The organism is Muribaculum sp. An289, assembly GCF_002159555.1.
In the GTDB taxonomy this organism is placed as follows: Bacteria; Bacteroidota; Bacteroidia; order Bacteroidales; family UBA932; genus Merdivivens; species Merdivivens faecigallinarum.
In genome coordinates, this window is record NZ_NFIV01000002.1 from 73,349 (window position 1) to 91,135 (window position 17,787).

Below are 17,787 nucleotides of genomic sequence, written 5' to 3' on the forward strand. Positions count from 1 at the left end.
TATTTTAAAATATTCAAAATGGATTTCAGAAAATATTTCAGTACGATAGAAGAGGCTGTGGAGGATTTGCGCAGCGGCAAGATGATTATTGCGGTGGACGACCCCGACAGGGAAAACGAAGGCGACCTGATATGCGCCGCACGTTATGCGACCACTGAAAATGTAAATTTCATGGCTTCATACGCCAAGGGCCTGATATGCATGCCGATGAGTGCGGAAATGACCCGCAAGCTCGATTTGAAGCAGATGGTTGCGGAGAATACCGACAACCATTCCACTGCTTTCACGGTTTCGATAGACCATGTGTCCACAACGACCGGCATATCGGCAGTGGAACGCTCGGTAACTGCCATGAAATGCGTGGCTCCGGATGCGAAGCCCTACGATTTCCGCAGGCCGGGGCACATGTTTCCGCTCGAAGCCCGCAAAGGCGGAGTGCTGGTGAGAACCGGGCATACGGAGGCTACCGTGGATTTGATGAGGATAGCAGGCCTTGAAGAGTGCGGCCTCTGCTGTGAAATCATGCGCGAAGACGGCACGATGATGCGCACCCCGGAGCTTATTGAATTTGCCAAGGAACATGGAATCAGGATGATAACCATAGCCGACCTTATCAAGTACCGCCGCCGCAGCGAAATTCTCGTGGAATGCGTTGCCGAAGCGGACATGCCTACGAAATACGGCAATTTCAGGTCATACGGTTATGTCAGCAAGATTACGGGGGAACATCACATAGCCCTTGTGAAAGGCGATGTGTCCACGGATGAGCCGGTGCTTTGCCGTGTCCATTCCGAATGCCTCACGGGAGATGCTTTCGGCTCCTTGCGCTGCGATTGCGGAGACCAGCTTGCGGAGGCCATGCGCCGTATCGAAAAAGCGGGCAGGGGAGTGCTGCTTTACATGCGCCAGGAAGGCCGGGGCATAGGCCTTATCAACAAACTGAAAGCATACCATCTTCAGGACGAGGGCATGGATACGGTAGAGGCCAATCTCGCCCTCGGGTTCAAGGCCGACCAGCGGGAATACGGTACCGGGGCGTCCATACTCGCCCACCTCGGAGTCAGGAAGATGATACTCATGACGAACAATCCGGCGAAGATTACCGGGCTTGAAGGCTATGGCATAGAGATAGTCAGGCGCGAGCCGATAGAGATAGCTTCCAACGGTAAGGACGAGCGTTACCTCTATACGAAGTACAAGAAAATGGGTCATCTTCTCCATGTCCGCGATTTGAACGGAACAGGCAACCGTTGAAAGGGAGGGGGATTCCCTAATCGCTAATCATGACAATCGCGAAATATGAGAAACAGGAAGTATGACAAGCAAGAGACAAGATAAAACAAATTAATAAATAACTAAAAAAGAAGTGAATATGAAAGTTATAGAAGGAAAACTGACGGCCTCCGGCCAGAGGATAGGCATAGTGGCCTCCCGTTTTAACGAATTCATCACATCCAAATTGATTTCCGGCGCCGAGGATGCCTTTCTCAGACACGGGGGCAATCCGGACGACCTCGAACTTGCGTGGGTGCCCGGCGCCTTTGAAATCCCGTCCGTGGCAAAGAAAATGGCTCTCAACGACAAATATGATGCTATAGTATGCCTCGGAGCCGTTATCAGAGGGGCTACCCCGCATTTCGACATGGTTGCCAATGAGGTTTCCAAAGGCATTGCGCAGGTTGCTTTGGAGTGCGGCAAACCGGTGCTTTTCGGCGTAATTACCACGGATTCCATCGAGCAGGCAATCGAAAGGGCCGGAACTAAGGCCGGGAACAAGGGCTCCGATGCCATGGTATCAGCCATCGAGATGGTAAATCTCATGTCGCAGATGCACTGAATGTGAACGAAAAATCACTATCTTTGTCAATTCATAGGAAAATTTTATGGAAAAAGAAGATATAAGAAAGACGGTTTGCCGCTTCCTTGTGGATGAAATCGAATTGGACGAGGATAAGTTGGAAGATGATGCGAGGCTGAAGGAAGACCTCGGCATAGATTCATTGGATTTTGTCGACATAGTCGTCATTTGCGAAAGGGAGTTCGGCTTCAAGATAAAGCCCGAGGAAATGAAGAATGTCAAGACCCTGGGCCAGTTTTACGACTATATCGGGGAGAAACTCGGATGAGTGACGGCGGTACCCGATGGCAGGGACAGACAGGTGGAGGAAGTTTCGGAATCAGGGCCGTATCGTACCTGGTTAAAAATTTCGGGGCTTCCTTCGTATATTTTTTCATGGCTTTCGCCATACCGTTCTATGTGTTTTCGAAAAACGGAGGCCGCCGGGCGGTTTTTGATTTTTACCGTAACAGGATGGGCTTCGGCAGATGGAAGGCGTTCCGCTCGTTATGGGGATGCTATTACTGTTTCGGAAAGATAGTAGTCGACAAGTTCGCATCCTACGGTGGGGCTACCGGGAGGTATGAACTCGAAATGGACGAAGCCGCATCGGCCGTCCAGAAAGAGATACATGCAAGCGGGGACGGGGCAATAATCATCAGCGCCCATGTGGGCAATCTCGAAGCCCTCGGGACATTGTTTTCCCAGCATGACAAGGAGTGCTTCTGTACGGTCTATGGCGGGGAACATGAGGAAATCCTGAAGAAAAGGGCGGAGGCCCTGAAGGCCAATCATATACACCTTATCCCCGTCGGAGAGGATACTGATTATCTCTTCGAGATTAACAATGCCCTTGACGAGGGAGGGGTCATACTGATGATGGCCGACAGGATGACCGAAGGCGCGAGAGGGCTGTGGTGCAGCCTTTTCGGAAAGGAAACGGAGATTCCGGCCGGAGCGTTCGCCCTGTCGGTAAAGATGGACGTGCCCATCTATACCGCATTCGTGATGAGGACCGGCCACTGCCGTTACAAGGTCTTCTGGGAAAAGGTGGATTTGCAGGATGCCGATTCTTCCGACAAGGACAGGATGGTGGCAAGGGCCGGCGTGTTTTGCGGGCGGCTTGAAGAAATAGTGAGGCGATATCCTCTGCAATGGTTCAATTTTTATGATTTCTGGAAATAAGGAAAGCAGTATGGATGTAGAAAAAGATTTTGCCGAAGACAGGATGGGCGCATACGAAGCCCAGAAGACGGCGCACTGGATAAGCCAGGGCCCTGTGATTTTCCAGGTTGCGCGCTTCATGGTGAAGAGCGGCCTGCTTGAAAAGGTTTCGGACTCCGGTGAGAAAGGGCTCACGATAGACGAGGCCGTTGCGGCCTGCTCACTGCCGCGTTACGGAGTCCAGGTACTTTTCGAATCGTCCCTGACTATGGGAATACTGCTTTACAGGGAAGGCAGGTTTTACTGTTCCAAGGCCGGCTGGTTCCTTCTGAACGATGAGATGGTGAGGGTCGACATGGATTTCAACCATGATGTCAATTATATAGGGATGTTCAATCTTGAAGAGGCCATACGCGAAGGCAAGCCGGCGGGGCTGCGGCATTTCGGAGACTGGAAGACGATTTACGAGGCGCTTCCGCATCTGCCTGAAGAAGTGAAGAAAAGCTGGTTCGCGTTCGACCATTATTATAGCGACCATTCTTTCTCCGAGGCTCTGGCCGTCCTTATGCACAGGGGAGGGAAGAATATTCTCGATGTCGGCGGGAATACCGGCCGTTTCGCATTGGAGGCCGTAGCTTATGACAAGGATGCGCAGGTTACGGTGATGGATTTGCCGGGCCAGATAGAGATGATGCGAAACGCAGTGGCCGGGTCGGAAGGAAACGGGCGCATACATGCTTATCCGGCAGACCTGCTCGATGAGGGAACGGTTTTCCCTTCGGGTTTCGATAAAATATGGATGAGCCAGTTTTTAGACTGTTTCGGTACGGAAGAGGTCGTGTCGATACTTTCGAGGGCGGCGGCCTCTATGTCTGATGAAACGGAACTTTACATAATGGAGAGTTTCTGGGACAGGCAGCCTTACGGTACCGCGGCGTTCGCCCTGACAGCGATATCGCTGTATTTTACCGTAATGGCCAATGGCAACAGCAAGATGTACGGTTATTCCGATATGCTGGAATGCGTGGAGCGTGCGGGGCTGAAAGTCGATGAACGGATAGACAATGTAGGAAAATGCCATACGATACTGATATGTTCGAAGAAGCAGTGACGGGCCTTCCGGCGGATGCCCGGCGTTTCATTCCGCAGAAGCCGCCGTTCGTTTTCGTGACTTCATTGGAAGAATGCAGTGAAAAACATGCGGTGACATTCTTCGATGTTTCGCCCGACTGCATCCTTTCGGCAGGCAATGTGCTGCGCGAGGGCGGTCTTGTCGAATTCATGGCCCAGAGCTGTGCGGCCTATGCGGGATACCGTGATTTCCTTGCGGGAAAGACCGAGCCGGAAATCGGTGTGTTGGGTGCGCTGTCGGCGACCGAATTTTATTTTCTTCCCGAAACAGGCTCAAGACTGACCTGCAATATCGAAGTAATCGGGGATTTCGACGGGATGCTCCTGTTTTACGCGAAGGTTTTTTCCGGAGACAGGCTTGTCTGCGAAGGGAGACTGACTACGAGCGGTTTACATGAGAATATGAAAATATGATATACAGGATAGCGGATAATATAATATGCCCTTTGGGCGGGACTTCCGAGGCCGTTTATGAGGCGATGCTGGCGGGAAAATCGTCCTCGCGGCTTCATGAAGGGGAAGAAGGCGGCCTGGAGCCTTATTTTGCTTCGGTTTTCGAAAAAGACCTCCAGTTTGCGGAAGTTCCGACGGAAACCGATGGCATGACCCGTTTGGAAACCCTTATGGCATGCAGTGTCGACAGGGCATTGAAACAGTTGGCCGACAACGGTTATGCCGGCCTGGACCCTTCTTCGCCCCGGGTGCTTTTCATAATTTCCACTACAAAGGGAAATATCGGGCTGCTGAAGCATGAAGACGGCTTCTCAAAAGACGAAAGGCTTCTTCTGTCTCACAGTGCGGATGTGCTCCGCAGGCGTTTTTCCAATCCCAACAGGCCTTTGACCGTGTCGAATGCCTGCATTTCCGGACTTTCAGCCCAGATTGTGGCGGACAGGCAGCTTTCCGGCGGGAAATACGATTTTGCCGTAGTCGTCGGTGCCGACCTGTTATGCCCGTTCATCATATCCGGATTCCAGTCATTCAAGGCCCTGTCCCGGGAAAGGGCACGTTCATTCGATGCTTCGAGGGATGGGCTTAATCTGGGAGAAGCCGCTGCTACCTTGGTCTTCGCTTCAAGGGAGGCGGCACGCAAGGTAGGCACGGCGGCCGGACTCAACGGAAAATACCTGGCCCTGGCGGCCGGTGCCATAGCCAACGATGCCACGCATATCTCCGCCCCGTCGAGGACAGGGGAGGGCCTTTTCAGGACACTCGACAGAATCAAGCCTGCACTTGAAGGCCATAAGGCCGGCCTGATTTGCGCCCACGGTACGGCGACCGCGTACAATGATGCCATGGAGGCCGTTGCCATTTCGCGGGCCTCTTTGGACGGAATCCCGGTCAATTCACTGAAAGGATATATAGGCCATACTCTCGGCGCCGCCGGAGTTGTGGAGACGGTAGTTTCGATGTATGAGATGTGTTACGGCAATATCCTTCCGGTGCCCGGTTATCATGAAAACGGGGTTCCGGTGGCGCTGGATGTGGTTTCTTCCCCGCGGGCTTTCGAAGGCGATGCCTTTATCAAGACCGTTTCGGGTTTCGGGGGCTGCAATGCCTCGGCGGTTTTCGTGGCCGGAAATGAAAGCGGATTTGTCATAGGACATAACGTCAACGGCATGGAAGCGGAGACTGTCCAGGAGTCTGTCCAGGAGCCTGTCCGCACAAGGATCGCCGCATCCCTCAGGACGGAGGCTTCCGGAACTTCGCCGAACGACATGTACCGCCGTTTGGGCATCGATTATCCCAAATTTTTCAAGATGGACATGCTGAGCCGCCTCGGTTTTGCAGTTGCGGAACAGCTGCTCGGAGATTACGACGGTGATTTGGACGATGCGGCGATAATTCTGGCCGGAAGGCATGCTTCGCTGGACGATGACGTGAAATACCTTTCGACCATAGCTCCGGGCAATTATTACCCGAGCCCGGCGCTTTTCGTCTATACTCTGGCGAATATCGTTGCCGGAGAGATTGCCATAAGGCACGGCATGCACGGTGAAACCACATTCTATATAGCCGATTCCTACGATGCCGGGTGGATGGAATCCGAGGCGGAAAGGATTATCGCGGAAGGAAAATCCTCAAGGGTGCTTTTCGGGTGGCTCGACTGGTATGACGGCGAGGGTACGGCCGAACTGTCGCTGATGGAAAGGACCTGCAAGCCGAATGACTGATAATGATTGTGAACGATATAAGTTTTAACGATAATGGAAAATCTGATAGAAGAACTGAAAAAGCAGATAATAGAAGCTTTGAATTTCGAAGGCATGAAGCCTGAAGACATAGATGCCGATGCCCCGCTGTTCAGGGAGGGGCTCGGCCTCGACTCGATAGATGCGCTGGAACTCATAGTGCTTATGGAGAGAAAATACGGTATAAAACTCAAGGACCCGAAACAGGGAAAGGAGATTTTCCGCTCCGTAAGGACAATGGCGGAGTATATTAAGGAAAACAGGACGAAATAGACAGAGAGTGCTGCCATGATGTCGGAAAGGGAAGTCTTCATTACCGGAGCAGGGACGGTTTCGGCTTTGGGGCGCGGCGTTGGGGCCGCTGCCGGGGCTTTGCGTTCCTGCCGTAGCGGAATATCCCTTCCCGACGTATTCCGGACCGCACACAGGGAACTTCCGGTAGGGGAGGTGAAAATCGATAATGCGGATTTGAGGGGGCTGTTGGCAAAACATCTTCCCGTACCGCGTGTCGCCACCCGTGCCGCCCTTCTCGGCATGCTTGCCCTGGACGAGGCGCTTGCAAATGCCGGACTTTCTCCGGATGATTGCAGGCATGTCGTTCTCGTATCCGCTACGGCGGTTGGTGGCATGGACGAGACTGAAAAATATTATCCCGGGCCTGTCCGGCACGAGGATAACCTTATCCGTTTCCACGACTGCGGCGCCGTGACTGATGTCATGGCGGAACGTTATGGCGGATTTGCAATGAGGACCACCGTGTCCACTGCCTGTTCGGCTTCCCTGAATGCCATAATCTTCGGCTGCGATTTGATACGCTCCGGAAGGGCCGGCATCGTTGTCGCCGGAGGGACAGAATGCCTGACCGAATACCATCTTAACGGTTTCAATTCGTTGAGGATACTCGATACGGATCGGTGCCGTCCCTTCGACAGGTCGAGGAACGGACTCAATCTCGGCGAGGGTGCCGGTTTCGTAGTCCTTGAGAGCCGTTCTTCTGTGTTGCGTAGGAATGCGGTGCCCGTGGCGGCTGTCGCAGGATATGCCAACAGGTGCGATTCATACCACCAGACCGCCTCCTCTCCTTCGGGGGAAGGCGCGTTTCTGTGCATGAAGGCGGCCTTGGACGGGGCTTCGTTGTCCCCGGGGAGCATTTCCTATATAAATGCGCACGGTACGGGAACACCGAACAACGATTTGTCCGAAGGGCGCGCGGTGGAACGTGTTTTCGGTTCCGCCGTTCCCCCGATTTCATCCACGAAGGCCTTTACCGGCCATACGACCGCTGCCTCTGGGGCAATCGAGAGCGTATTTTCGTTAATCGCCATGACTGAAGGCTTTCTGCCCGTCTCCCTCGGTTTTTCCGAGAGGATGGATGAACTTTCGTTCGACCCTGTTACCGACAGCCGGGCATCGGCCCCTCTTGAGCGGGTGATGGTGAACGCTTTCGGTTTCGGCGGGAATGACAGTTGTATTATTTATGAAAATCTCTGATGCCCTATGGTTTATATAGACGGTATGGCCCAGATAACCCCGCAGGAGCCTTTCTGCGACAAATGGTATGACTCTCCGACGGTTTACGGTTACGGACTGCATCCTGCCGTGGACCCGCCTTTTGCCGGACTGGTCCCTGCCGCCGCTGCAAGGAGGATGTGCCTGTTGCAGAAGAGGGCCGTGGCTGCGGCCATGAAGGCAATGTCCTCAGCTTCATTGGAAATGCCTGATGCCATAATCACGGGTACAGGGGCCGGGACAATGAGGAACAGCGAGCACTTCCTTCTCGATATGAAAGACGGCGGCGGGGAGGTACTTTCGCCTACGCCGTTTATCAACTCGACACACAACACGCTTGCCGCTACCGTTGCGATAATTCTCGGCTGCAAGGGATACAATACGACGTATTCGCACAATGCCATGTCTTTCCCTACGGCGCTCACGGATGCCGTAACCGGCCTTGAGTCCGGACGTTTCTCCTCCGTCCTGCTTTCCGCCCATGATGAACTTCCGGAGCATTATTACAGATTGCTGGAAGAGGCCGGGGAATTCGACGGCGAGCCTTTTGCCGGAGAGCATTCCCTGTCTTTTGTCCTCAGGGCTTCCCGCAGCGGGCATACCCTTGCCGCCGTGGCCGGGGTCGAAACGGTGTCGTCTTCCGATGCGGACGTTTTGAGGGAAGCTGCAATCCGGGCCTGCTCCGGCATGTTTTCCGGAACGGGAATGATTGTTACCGGGGATGCCGCTTCGAGCCGGAGGATTTTCGGCGAAGGATTACCGGTGTTTCCGTATAAGGAGATTTTCGGCAGCGGTTTTTCCGCCCCTGCCGCATCCCTCTATTCGGCGGTAACTCTTTTGGCACGCCGTTCGCACCTGGACGGTATACTTGTCCACAATCATTATAAAAACAAACAACATTCATTTATTTTTGTAACATGCTGAAACTTGTCCTGCTGTCGTTTTTCCATTGCCTTACCCTGTGCGCGGGTCAGGTTTTCCTGAAAATATCCCTTTCGAAGACGGGCCCTTTCCGGTTTTCCTGGGGTTATTTCAAGGATTTTCTTACCTGCTGGCAGTGGGCGGCCTGCGGGGCTTCTTTCCTTACCGCCTGCATACTTTGGATGTATATCCTCAAACGCTACGAATTTTCTTTGGCATATCCGATAACTTCGATGACCTTCGTATTTTCCATCCTGGCCGGTTTCCTTGTGTTCGGAGAGGCCGTTTCCGTTAACAAGTGGGTAGGTGTGGGGCTGATTACCCTCGGGATCATAGTCATTGCGGCGGGTGGAAAATAGGCATCGGTTCCGATAAAGGTTTTAAAATGATTTTCAGGAAAATGAAGAAAATATTTTTATTGATAACCGCTTGTTTGGCTTCCGTTTATGCCGGTTGCGGCGCCGCTGTCCATTTTTGTGTCGCCGTACCTTCTTGTGCCGTGGCCATGGACGGCGGGGGGATTGCGGAGGATGAAGCCGCTTTGATTGAGCGGGCCCTCTCTTTCGGAAAACTTTCGGCTTCTTACAGGATGATCCGTTCCGTGCCGGCCTTTTCGGAAAAATACGAATCTTCCGGAACGCTTGAGATTTACGGTGACGGACGGCTGTACTGGCATTCCGAATCTCCAGACAGGTACCAGTTCTTTACCGACGGGAGCAGCGCTTATGTGGAGAAAAACGGGGAGAGGCAGGCCGTTTCGCAGGCATTTTCCGGAATATTTTCATTTATAACCGAAGCGATGCCGTCTTCAGGGACTTTGGAAAACAGGTTTTTCTCCGTTTCGTCCTATGCTGTGGACGATGAGCGTATCGGCTTGGTACTGACTCCTTCGCGCGGGGCCATGTCCTCGTTCATTTCCAAAATAGACATAGTGCTTTCCTCGTCCGAAGCCATTGTGAAGGAAGTAAATGTCCTTGCCGCCAACGGCTCTGTCATAAGAATCATCTTCGATAATGTAGTGAAAGAGTAAAGGTCATGCTGGAAGGTTTTTTATATAAAGCTTACCCTTCGGGGAATGGATGTTTCGATTTGGAACTTATCGGGGACTGCCCTGTTTTAAAGGGGCATTTTCCCGGCTTTCCGGTGCTTCCCGGAGCGGCCGTGATTGAAATAGTCCGGGAGATAGTTTCCGGGATGGCAGGAAGGGAAATCCGTTTTGTCCGGATGCGTTCCGTGAAATTCATGAGGATGATTGTCCCGGGGAACAGGCCGCGTGTCTCGGCGGTTTTGGATGAAAATTGTTCGTCATTGCGCGCCTCGGTGTCTGTGAACGGGGCGGAATGCGTGAAAATCAGTGCTGTTTGCGAAACGTTTCAAAACCAGGAGTAGAAGTGAATGAATCCCCACGATATTGCGTTGTAATGCCGACATACGAAAATGCCGGGACTGTCTGCGCTGTGGCTGATTCGGTACTTGCCGCCGGTTACCATCTGATTGCAGTGGCCGACGGCCCTCATGACGGGACGGCCGAGCTTCTCGACGGATACAGGGACAGGGTTACCGTTGTCGCATACAAGGAGAACCGCGGCAAGGGTCATGCCCTGTCGGCAGGTTTCGCGAAAGCGGCCGAGGAGGGTTATGATTATGCAGTTACGATAGACTCGGACGGGCAGCATAGCGCTGATGACATTCCGCTTCTCGTGGAGGCTTCGCTCCGTAATCCCGGTGCGGTGATTGTGGGCAGGCGGGCTATGGAAGGTGTCGAGAGGCCCGCTTCGAGTGGTTTTGCAAACTGGTTCGCCAATTTCTGGTTCGCCGTGCATACTTTGCGCCGTTTTCCCGACACGCAAAGCGGTTTCAGGTGTTATCCGCTTTCATATTATGGAAAAACAAGGTTTTTCACTTCAAGATACGAGGCCGAGCTCGAAATGCTCGTAAGGGGGGCATGGAACGGCATCGGGATGGTCGCCGTCCCTGTCAGGGTATATTATCCCCCTCGGGATGAAAGGGTGTCGCATTTCCGGAAAGGGCGGGATTTCATGCGCATATCGCTGCTCAATACGGTGCTTACCTTTGCGGCCGTTTTCTACGGATATCCGTCGATGCTTCTGTACCGGCTTCGGAAAACATTTGGAAAAAGCGGCGGTAGCCGGTCTGTTTCAGGAAAATACGGGAGGGAGGCATGAAAAAGGCGGTATTGAAAATATACGATTATCTGTGCATGCACAAGGGTGTCCTGTGGCTTCTGATGGGCGCGGTAATCGCCCTTTTCGCCGTCCTGTCCGCCGGAATGAAGCCCCAGGAGGATATTACCGCATTCCTGCCGGGACAGGATGAATACGCCCGCATAAGCGAAGCCTATTCCAATATCCGTGCGGCGAATATGGTCATGGTGACTGTATCCCCAAGGAAAACCGACGGGGTGCATCCGGCAGGTGCCGATAAATACATGCTCATGGATGCCGCCGATTCGGCCGCGGCGTTCCTTGTGCGCGAAGATACGGGATGCGGAGGACGGGGAAACGGCGGTAAACATGTCCGTTCTATCATATTGAGGACCGATGTGGCCGGGATAATGGACATCGCCGGCTTTATCGTGGAGAATATGCCGAGATACCTTGACGTTTCCGATTATGCAAGACTGGAGGCCATGGCGAATCCCGATTCGGTGTCGGCGGCCCTCGACAGGGTAAGGGCTTCGATGTTTTCGTTTCAGGGAATGTTTACGGGCGGGATGCTGCTTAGCGACCCGCTCATGTTTTCCGCCCCTTTGCTCGCTTCCCTCAAAGACCTGGCTCCGGACAGCGGTTTCGAGGCCGGAGACGGTTATCTTTTCGATGAAAACGGCAACCTGATATTTTTTGTGGAGTCTGCGCATCCGATAGGGGAAACCATGGGGAACAAAGAGCTGACGGGCCTTATCGACAGGGCCATGGAGCATGCAGGGACCCTGTTCCCGGACTGTTCCTTCGATGCTTTCGGCCCGGCTTACATTTCAGTGGCGAATGCCGATACGATCAAACGCGATACAGTTCTCTCCGTAGCGGTTTCCCTGGCTCTTTTGCTTTTGCTGCTGCTTTATGCCTACAATTCGTTCAGGCCCATAGCCCTCATACTCGTAACCCTGCTGTTCGGCCTTGCCGCCGGTCTTGCCACCGTTTCCGCCCTGTCGCCGGAAGTTTCCCTCATCGTTCTCGGAATCGGTTCGGTACTTATCGGGATAGCGGCGAATTATCCCCTGCATTTTCTTGACCATGTGGCGGACGGCTATTCTCCGCGAAAAAGCATTTCGGATATTTTCTATCCTCTGACCATAGGGAACATAACCACTGTCGGTGCATTCCTTAGCCTGGTGTTCATATCGTCGCCGGCCATGCGTTCCTTAGGCATATATGCTTCCGCCATGCTTGTAGGGACAATGTTCTTCGTCCTTGTGTTCCTGCCCCATTTCGTAGGGAGGGTGAAGGTATTCAGGCGGAGGCTGCTGCCTGTCAATGTCACCGAGATGCGGATCAGGCGTCCGGCCCTGTTTGCGGTAGGCGCCATAGTACTGACCATTGTCTTTTATTGCCTGTCTTCTTCCGGGAACCATTTTGACGGGAATCTGTCCAATATCAATTACATGTCTGACGAATACAGGCAGAAGATGGACGACATGCTCGAAAAGACGTCCGGCGGGACGACCCAGGTATATGTCGTGTCCGAGGGCGATGGCATGGACGAGGCCCTGGAAGCATACGGAGCCTTGCTTCCCGTACTGGATTCCGTGCGGGCCGGAGGTGTCAGGGTATCAGGCATAGGAGGGCTGCTGCCTTCGCTTTCCCTCCAGCGGGAAAGGATAGACGCCTGGAATGCCTTTGTGGACGAATATGGCGGGAAACTCTGCCGCCTCGTGGATTCCCTGTCCGTCGGGAAGGGTTTCGTAGAAGGGGCTTTCGAAGGATTCAGGAAAATAATAGAGGGCAGTTACGAGCCGGAGGAGGCCGGATTCTTTTCGGTAATAACCGAAGGCCCTGCGGCGAATTATCTTGTCAGGACGGGAAAATCCATGGTCGTGACGGTGCTGAATGTCCCGGAGGGGAGGGTGGAGGAGGTAGAGGACATGGTGGCTGCCGGTCTGCCTGACGGCAGGAGTTTCGTTTTCGACGGCGGTTCCCTGATGAGAGGCCTTGTGGACACACTTTCGCGGGATTTCGACAAGGTGCTATATATCTGTTCCCTGCTCGTCCTTGTTTTCCTCTTCGTGTCTTTCGGCAGGATAGAGCTTACGCTGACGGCGTTCCTGCCGCTGTTCATAGGCTGGATTTGGATTCTCGGCATAATGGAGCTGTTTTCGATAGATTTCAATATCGTGAACATCATTCTCGCGACCTTTATTTTCGGAATGGGGGACGATTATACGATTTTCATGCTCGAAGGTTCCATTTATGAATATACCTATGGCAGGAAGATGCTCGGCAGGTACAGGAATACGATTGCCCTTTCGGCTGCTACGATGTTCATCGGAATCGGTTCGCTCATAGTCGCGCGGCATCCTGCCATGCGCGGGCTTGCGGAAGTCACGATTGTCGGTATGGCCGTTGTCGTCGCCATGGCCTATACGCTTCCGCCGCTTGTCTTCAATTTTCTTACGCGCGTAAATGGGAAAAAACGGCGTTTTCCTGTCACTGTGGGTGCGCTGGCGAGGACTTTTGTCGTCTTTCTTTACGCCGGAACAGTGGGTATCTCCCTGATAATACATGGTTTCGTTACGATTACTCTCTTGAGGGGAGGGGCCGTGGCGAGGGCGAGGTGGCGCAGGCTGCTTAAAGGAAGCCTGCACTTCGCAAGCAAGAATTTTTTCGGGAACAGATGCGAATATACGGATCGGTACGGGGAGGATTTTTCTGTCCCGGCCGTGGTAATCTGCAACCATCAGTCCCGTCTGGACCTTATGCTTGCGATGGGACTGTCGGACAAGTTCGCGATAGTGATGAATGAGCGTAATGCGCGGATATTCGGCGTGATGGCAAAATATGCCGGTTATATATCGGTGTCCGATGTCATGAAGGACGGCATGGAAAAGGTGGCGGATGCGCTTGGCGAAGGCAGGTCGGTATTCATTTTCCCTGAAGGTACTCGGAGCGGGGATTATACGATCGGACGTTTCCACAAGGGGGCGCTGGAAATAGCCTCGCGTTTCGGTCTTGACATAGTGGAGGTCCTTATACACGGTGCCGGGCACTGTCTTCCCAAGGGCGTTTCCTTTGTAGAAACCTTTCCGATAAGATGTGAGATTGTGAGGAGGATTCCGAATGCGGAATTGCCTTCTAATAAGGAGTTGCGCCGGATTATGGCCGATGATTACCGAGGATTGGCCATGAGTCTGGAAAATGTGGGGTTCTGCCGGAAAGAGGTTCTCGCGAATTTCAGATATAAGGAAAAACAGGTGAGGCTTTCGGCACGGAAGGCCATGAAGTCCTGTACGGACGGGATTGTGGCTTCGTTGCGTGATAAAGCCGTCGGGGGCAGGCTGTCCATTGTGGAGGAAGGTTACGGCGCTTTCTCGATTTTGGCCGCCCTTGTCCTGAAGGATTTGGAAATCTATGCGCGGGTGACGGAGCGCGAACGTTATGACGTGGCGGTAAATTGCGCTTCAGTGCCTTCCAACCTTCATTTTACCGATGCCTCTTCGGACGGAGGCAAGGGGGCCGTGGTCATGGGAGGCGGAATGAGCGGGCTTGTCAGCGGGGCTTTGCTTGCCGATGCCGGCTATGATGTCACGATATTGGAAAAACAGGCTTCGGCCGGAGGGGGGCTCGGTTCCTTCAGCCGTAACGGAGTGCATTATGACATAGGGGCCCATACGCTTTTCGGCTTCGGGGATTCCGGGGCTTTCGGAGCCGTTCTGAAAAGGCTATCCCTTGAAGACATGGTCGGACCGCTTCCGGTAACGTCTTCGGCAGGGCTTCCTGTTTTCGGGCAGGTGCATTCCGCCTTTTCCGGGCGTACTTACCGGCTTTATTGCGGGCGCGAGCGTTTCGAGGGCTATCTTGTCTCGGTTTTCCCGTCCCAGGCGGAAGGATTGGGAAAATATCTGGATTATGTCTATGAGACGGCCGATTCGGTCCCGTTTCCGGACAATGGGGATTTGGAGAAGGTTTCTGCCTTGCATTCGGACCGCGAATCTTTGTCCGAGGTGCTCGACAGGTATTTTTCCGATGATGAGATAAAACTTGTGCTGAGTTGGATTACGGTTTACACCGGACTTCCTGCCGGTGAATCGCTTTTCTCGCTTTCGGCACTGATTACCAAGCTTTATATTGAGGAATCCTGCATTCTCCGCGGCGGAGTCCCGGCGCTCAGGAAGGCGCTTATGGATGTAATATTGAAAAACGGGGGCAGGATTCTTACAGGGCGTGCCCTGTCGTCGGTTTCCGTTTCGGGCCCTGCGGTAAAATCCGTTTCATGCAGCAGCGGGGAGACTTTCAGCGCTTCGGTTTTCGTTTCGGCCCTGCCTTTGGATTCGTTTCTGGAGATTTTTTCTTCTTCACTCGGTGATGCGGACAAGGGCATATATGCCCGTTGGCTATCGCGTACCGGCAGGAAGCTGTCGCTGAGGAGCGGAAATTCTTCCATGTTTTCATTATATATCAAGATGAAGCCCGGTGTGCCGGCTGATGTTTTTGACGGTGTCCCTTTCACATATCTGGCTCCCTCTAACGGAGTCGCGGACTGGCCTTTGCGTTTTACTGCCGTCCCTTATATTGAGAACGGCTTTACCGTTTCGGTGCAGGTGCATGCCTTCATGTCCTTTGCCGAAGTGGAGAGGTGGGCGGACAGTTCTGTCGGGAACAGGCCGGCCGGGTATGGGGATTTTAAGGCGGAAAGATGCCGGAGGATAATGGAATTGCTTGAAAATCTGTTTCCGGGCTTCGGTTCCAAAGTGGAAAATATGGTTTCTTCTTCCCCTCTTACGGTGCGGGACTGGCTTGGCCGTGCGCGCGGCAATGTTTACGGCCCTCTTGCCGTACCGGAAAACGGCTTGCCGGCAATTTCAGTCCGTACTCCGGCAGCAAATCTTTTCCTGACGGGTGAGGATGTGCGTTTCCATGGTCTTTGCGGCGTGCCGGCCACATCTCTCGAATGTGTTTCGGCCGTGATGGCCTCAAAGGATTTTAATGTTGTTGCGCCGGAATGATGGTGCTGATGCATTGGAATGATGGTGCTGCTCTGTCGGAATGGTGGTGCTGCTTCGTCGGAATGGTGGTGCTACTCCTCAAACCAGATGCGCTAGCAAACTGCGCCGCACCCCGAATGATGGTGCTGATGTGAGTTGAATTATGGTGCAGAAATGCAAAATGCAAAAAAAAATCGCAGAAGTTAGCGGAAGTTCTTGGAAAAATTTGTTAGTTCATGAAAAAGCATTATCTTTGCAAACCCAAAATGGAAACCGTTTAAGCCGGTCGCCATTGATTGGGAATTTTACAACATTCATACCTTGGTGCGGTAGTTCAGTTTGGTTAGAATACCGGCCTGTCACGCCGGGGGTCGCGGGTTCGAGCCCCGTCCGCACCGCCAAAAGATTTGGCAAATTAAAGCAAATCCTTGAAGTCCAACCACTTCAAGGATTTTTTCGTATATGCCGGTAAGGCAAAATACGGCATTCTGGAGCAGTCTGAAGGTGGACTAAAAGGAGGACTTTTTTGAGGGCATTAAAGTCCTCCTTTTTAGAGTATTTTTCATTGATTTGCAATGTTTTGCGCAAAAGGATTCTGGACACGGAAACATAATTTTGCAACCAAAAAACAAAGCGTATGAACACCGAGAAATCCAGAAGCACTTTGAATGTGCTGTTTTGCATCAAGAAGCACAAGCTTCTAAAAAGTGGCGAAGCTCCTATCTTTGTCAGAATTACAATTGACGGCAGGCGTCAGGAGATAATGATTAAACGCAGTATTCCTGCCGAACAATGGAATCAGGCAAAAGAATGCTCCAAAGGGAAAGATAGGACCGCAAAGGAACTGAATCATTATCTTGACACAGTACGGGCAAAAATTCTACAGATTCATAGTGACCTTATCAAAGAAGGCAGTCCGGTAACTTCCGAAGCTGTCAGGGACAGGTTTTACGGCAGGAATCCTGAAAAACATACTCTGTTGGGTATATATGCCGAGCACAACAGAAAATGCCGGGAACTCATAGGGCGGGAATATACGGAATCGACAGTTGAAAAATTCGATACCGGTATCAACCGGCTGAAAGAATTTATCACCACCTGCTGCGGCAAGGACAATCTGACATTGGATGAGGTGAGTGGCCAATTTATCCGTGATTTCGATTTTTGGCTGAAAACCGAGAAGAAGATGCAGCACAATTCTGCACTCAAGCATTTGAAAATACTGAAGAAAATAGTGAGGATTGCCCTTGCCAATGGATGGATAAAGAAAGATCCTTTCTTCGGCATCCATCTTAAAAGGTATGAAGTCAATATAGAGTTCCTCTCAAGGGAAGAACTGGAGGTGTTGATTAACAAGACGTTCTCCATTCAGAGGCTGGAGCAAGTCCGTGATATATTTGTCTTCTGCTGTTTCACCGGCCTGGCATTCATTGATGTCCTGCAACTGACAAATGAACATCTGATAAAGGACAATAACGGTGCGTTGTGGATACGCAAGGCCCGTCAGAAGACACATCAGATGAGCAATATCCCCGTATTGACACCTGCAAGGAAAATTATAGAAAAATATGCCGGACATCCTGACTGCGTTGATAAAGGGGTCCTTCTGCCAGTCATAAGCAACCAGAAGATGAACGCCTACCTGAAGGAGATAGCCGACCTTTGCGGAATAAAAAAGCGGCTGACAACGCATATTGCCCGTCATACGGCGGCCACGGTCGTGTTCCTCGCCAATGAGGTTTCAATGGAAAATGTGGCGAAGATACTCGGCCACGCCAACATAAAAATGACCCAGCATTATGCGAAAGTGCTGGACAGCTCCATCATGAGGGACATGCAGAAAGTAGAGATGAACTTCTCCAAGGCATTGTAAT

General features: G+C 52.4%; 16 protein-coding genes and 1 tRNA gene. All 17 read left to right on the forward strand.

The genetic code is table 11. The annotated features are described in order from the left end of the window. The first annotated feature begins 18 nt into the window (after positions 1–18). The 17 genes from B5F83_RS01855 to B5F83_RS01935 all read left to right on the forward strand — a co-directional run bounded on the left by B5F83_RS01855 (position 19) and on the right by B5F83_RS01935 (position 17,786). Positions 19–1,254 carry a bifunctional 3,4-dihydroxy-2-butanone-4-phosphate synthase/GTP cyclohydrolase II gene (locus B5F83_RS01855; protein ID WP_087275290.1) on the forward strand — a complete coding sequence of 412 codons (1,236 nt, stop codon included), beginning with the start codon at positions 19–21 and terminating at the stop codon, positions 1,252–1,254. 118 nt (positions 1,255–1,372) lie between these two features. Next, positions 1,373–1,837, forward strand: coding sequence for a 6,7-dimethyl-8-ribityllumazine synthase (ribE, locus tag B5F83_RS01860; RefSeq protein ID WP_087275288.1), 465 nt, complete (start codon positions 1,373–1,375; stop codon positions 1,835–1,837). A 46-nt stretch (positions 1,838–1,883) separates the two neighbouring features. Further along, positions 1,884–2,126, forward strand: coding sequence for an acyl carrier protein (locus B5F83_RS01865; RefSeq protein ID WP_087275286.1), 243 nt, complete (start codon positions 1,884–1,886; stop codon positions 2,124–2,126). After that, on the forward strand, positions 2,123–3,022 hold the full coding sequence (locus B5F83_RS01870) for a lysophospholipid acyltransferase family protein (protein ID WP_087275284.1): 900 nt from the start codon (positions 2,123–2,125) through the stop codon (positions 3,020–3,022). Before B5F83_RS01865 ends, B5F83_RS01870 begins: the two co-directional genes overlap by 4 nt. A gap of 10 nt (positions 3,023–3,032) precedes the next feature. Further along, a complete protein-coding gene (locus B5F83_RS01875) occupies positions 3,033–4,112 on the forward strand; it encodes a class I SAM-dependent methyltransferase (protein WP_087275281.1) in 1,080 nt (359 codons plus the stop codon). Then, complete coding sequence (locus B5F83_RS01880; protein ID WP_143822546.1) at positions 4,076–4,546, forward strand: hypothetical protein; 471 nt, start codon at positions 4,076–4,078, stop codon at positions 4,544–4,546. The genes B5F83_RS01875 and B5F83_RS01880 overlap by 37 nt, the downstream gene beginning before the upstream one ends. Further along, positions 4,543–6,306, forward strand: a complete 1,764-nt coding sequence (locus tag B5F83_RS01885; RefSeq protein WP_087275277.1) for a beta-ketoacyl synthase N-terminal-like domain-containing protein — start codon at positions 4,543–4,545, stop codon at positions 6,304–6,306. Before B5F83_RS01880 ends, B5F83_RS01885 begins: the two co-directional genes overlap by 4 nt. 33 nt (positions 6,307–6,339) lie before the next feature. Further along, complete coding sequence (locus tag B5F83_RS01890; RefSeq protein ID WP_087275275.1) at positions 6,340–6,597, forward strand: phosphopantetheine-binding protein; 258 nt, start codon at positions 6,340–6,342, stop codon at positions 6,595–6,597. A 15-nt stretch (positions 6,598–6,612) separates the two neighbouring features. Then, positions 6,613–7,815 carry a beta-ketoacyl-[acyl-carrier-protein] synthase family protein gene (locus tag B5F83_RS01895; protein WP_239383798.1) on the forward strand — a complete coding sequence of 401 codons (1,203 nt, stop codon included), beginning with the start codon at positions 6,613–6,615 and terminating at the stop codon, positions 7,813–7,815. A 6-nt stretch (positions 7,816–7,821) separates the two neighbouring features. Beyond that, positions 7,822–8,757, forward strand: a complete 936-nt coding sequence (locus B5F83_RS01900) for a beta-ketoacyl synthase chain length factor (RefSeq protein ID WP_087275273.1) — start codon at positions 7,822–7,824, stop codon at positions 8,755–8,757. Next, positions 8,751–9,113, forward strand: a complete 363-nt coding sequence (locus tag B5F83_RS01905; protein WP_087275271.1) for an EamA family transporter — start codon at positions 8,751–8,753, stop codon at positions 9,111–9,113. Before B5F83_RS01900 ends, B5F83_RS01905 begins: the two co-directional genes overlap by 7 nt. Positions 9,114–9,139: 26 nt before the next feature. Then, positions 9,140–9,784 carry an outer membrane lipoprotein carrier protein LolA gene (locus B5F83_RS01910; protein WP_087275269.1) on the forward strand — a complete coding sequence of 215 codons (645 nt, stop codon included), beginning with the start codon at positions 9,140–9,142 and terminating at the stop codon, positions 9,782–9,784. 5 nt (positions 9,785–9,789) lie between these two features. After that, positions 9,790–10,143 (forward strand): hypothetical protein, encoded by a 354-nt coding sequence (locus tag B5F83_RS01915; RefSeq protein ID WP_087275267.1) that lies wholly within the window; start codon positions 9,790–9,792, stop codon positions 10,141–10,143. Between the two features lie 32 nt (positions 10,144–10,175). After that, positions 10,176–10,940 (forward strand): glycosyltransferase family 2 protein, encoded by a 765-nt coding sequence (locus B5F83_RS01920; protein ID WP_239383799.1) that lies wholly within the window; start codon positions 10,176–10,178, stop codon positions 10,938–10,940. Then, on the forward strand, positions 10,937–15,934 hold the full coding sequence (locus B5F83_RS01925; RefSeq protein ID WP_087275264.1) for an FAD-dependent oxidoreductase: 4,998 nt from the start codon (positions 10,937–10,939) through the stop codon (positions 15,932–15,934). Before B5F83_RS01920 ends, B5F83_RS01925 begins: the two co-directional genes overlap by 4 nt. A 302-nt stretch (positions 15,935–16,236) precedes the next feature. Beyond that, positions 16,237–16,314: transfer RNA gene (locus B5F83_RS01930), tRNA-Asp, on the forward strand. Positions 16,315–16,550: 236 nt separating this feature from the next. Beyond that, positions 16,551–17,786: a site-specific integrase gene (locus tag B5F83_RS01935; protein WP_087275406.1), complete on the forward strand. Its 1,236-nt coding sequence runs from the start codon at positions 16,551–16,553 to the stop codon at positions 17,784–17,786. Position 17,787 lies beyond the last annotated feature (1 nt).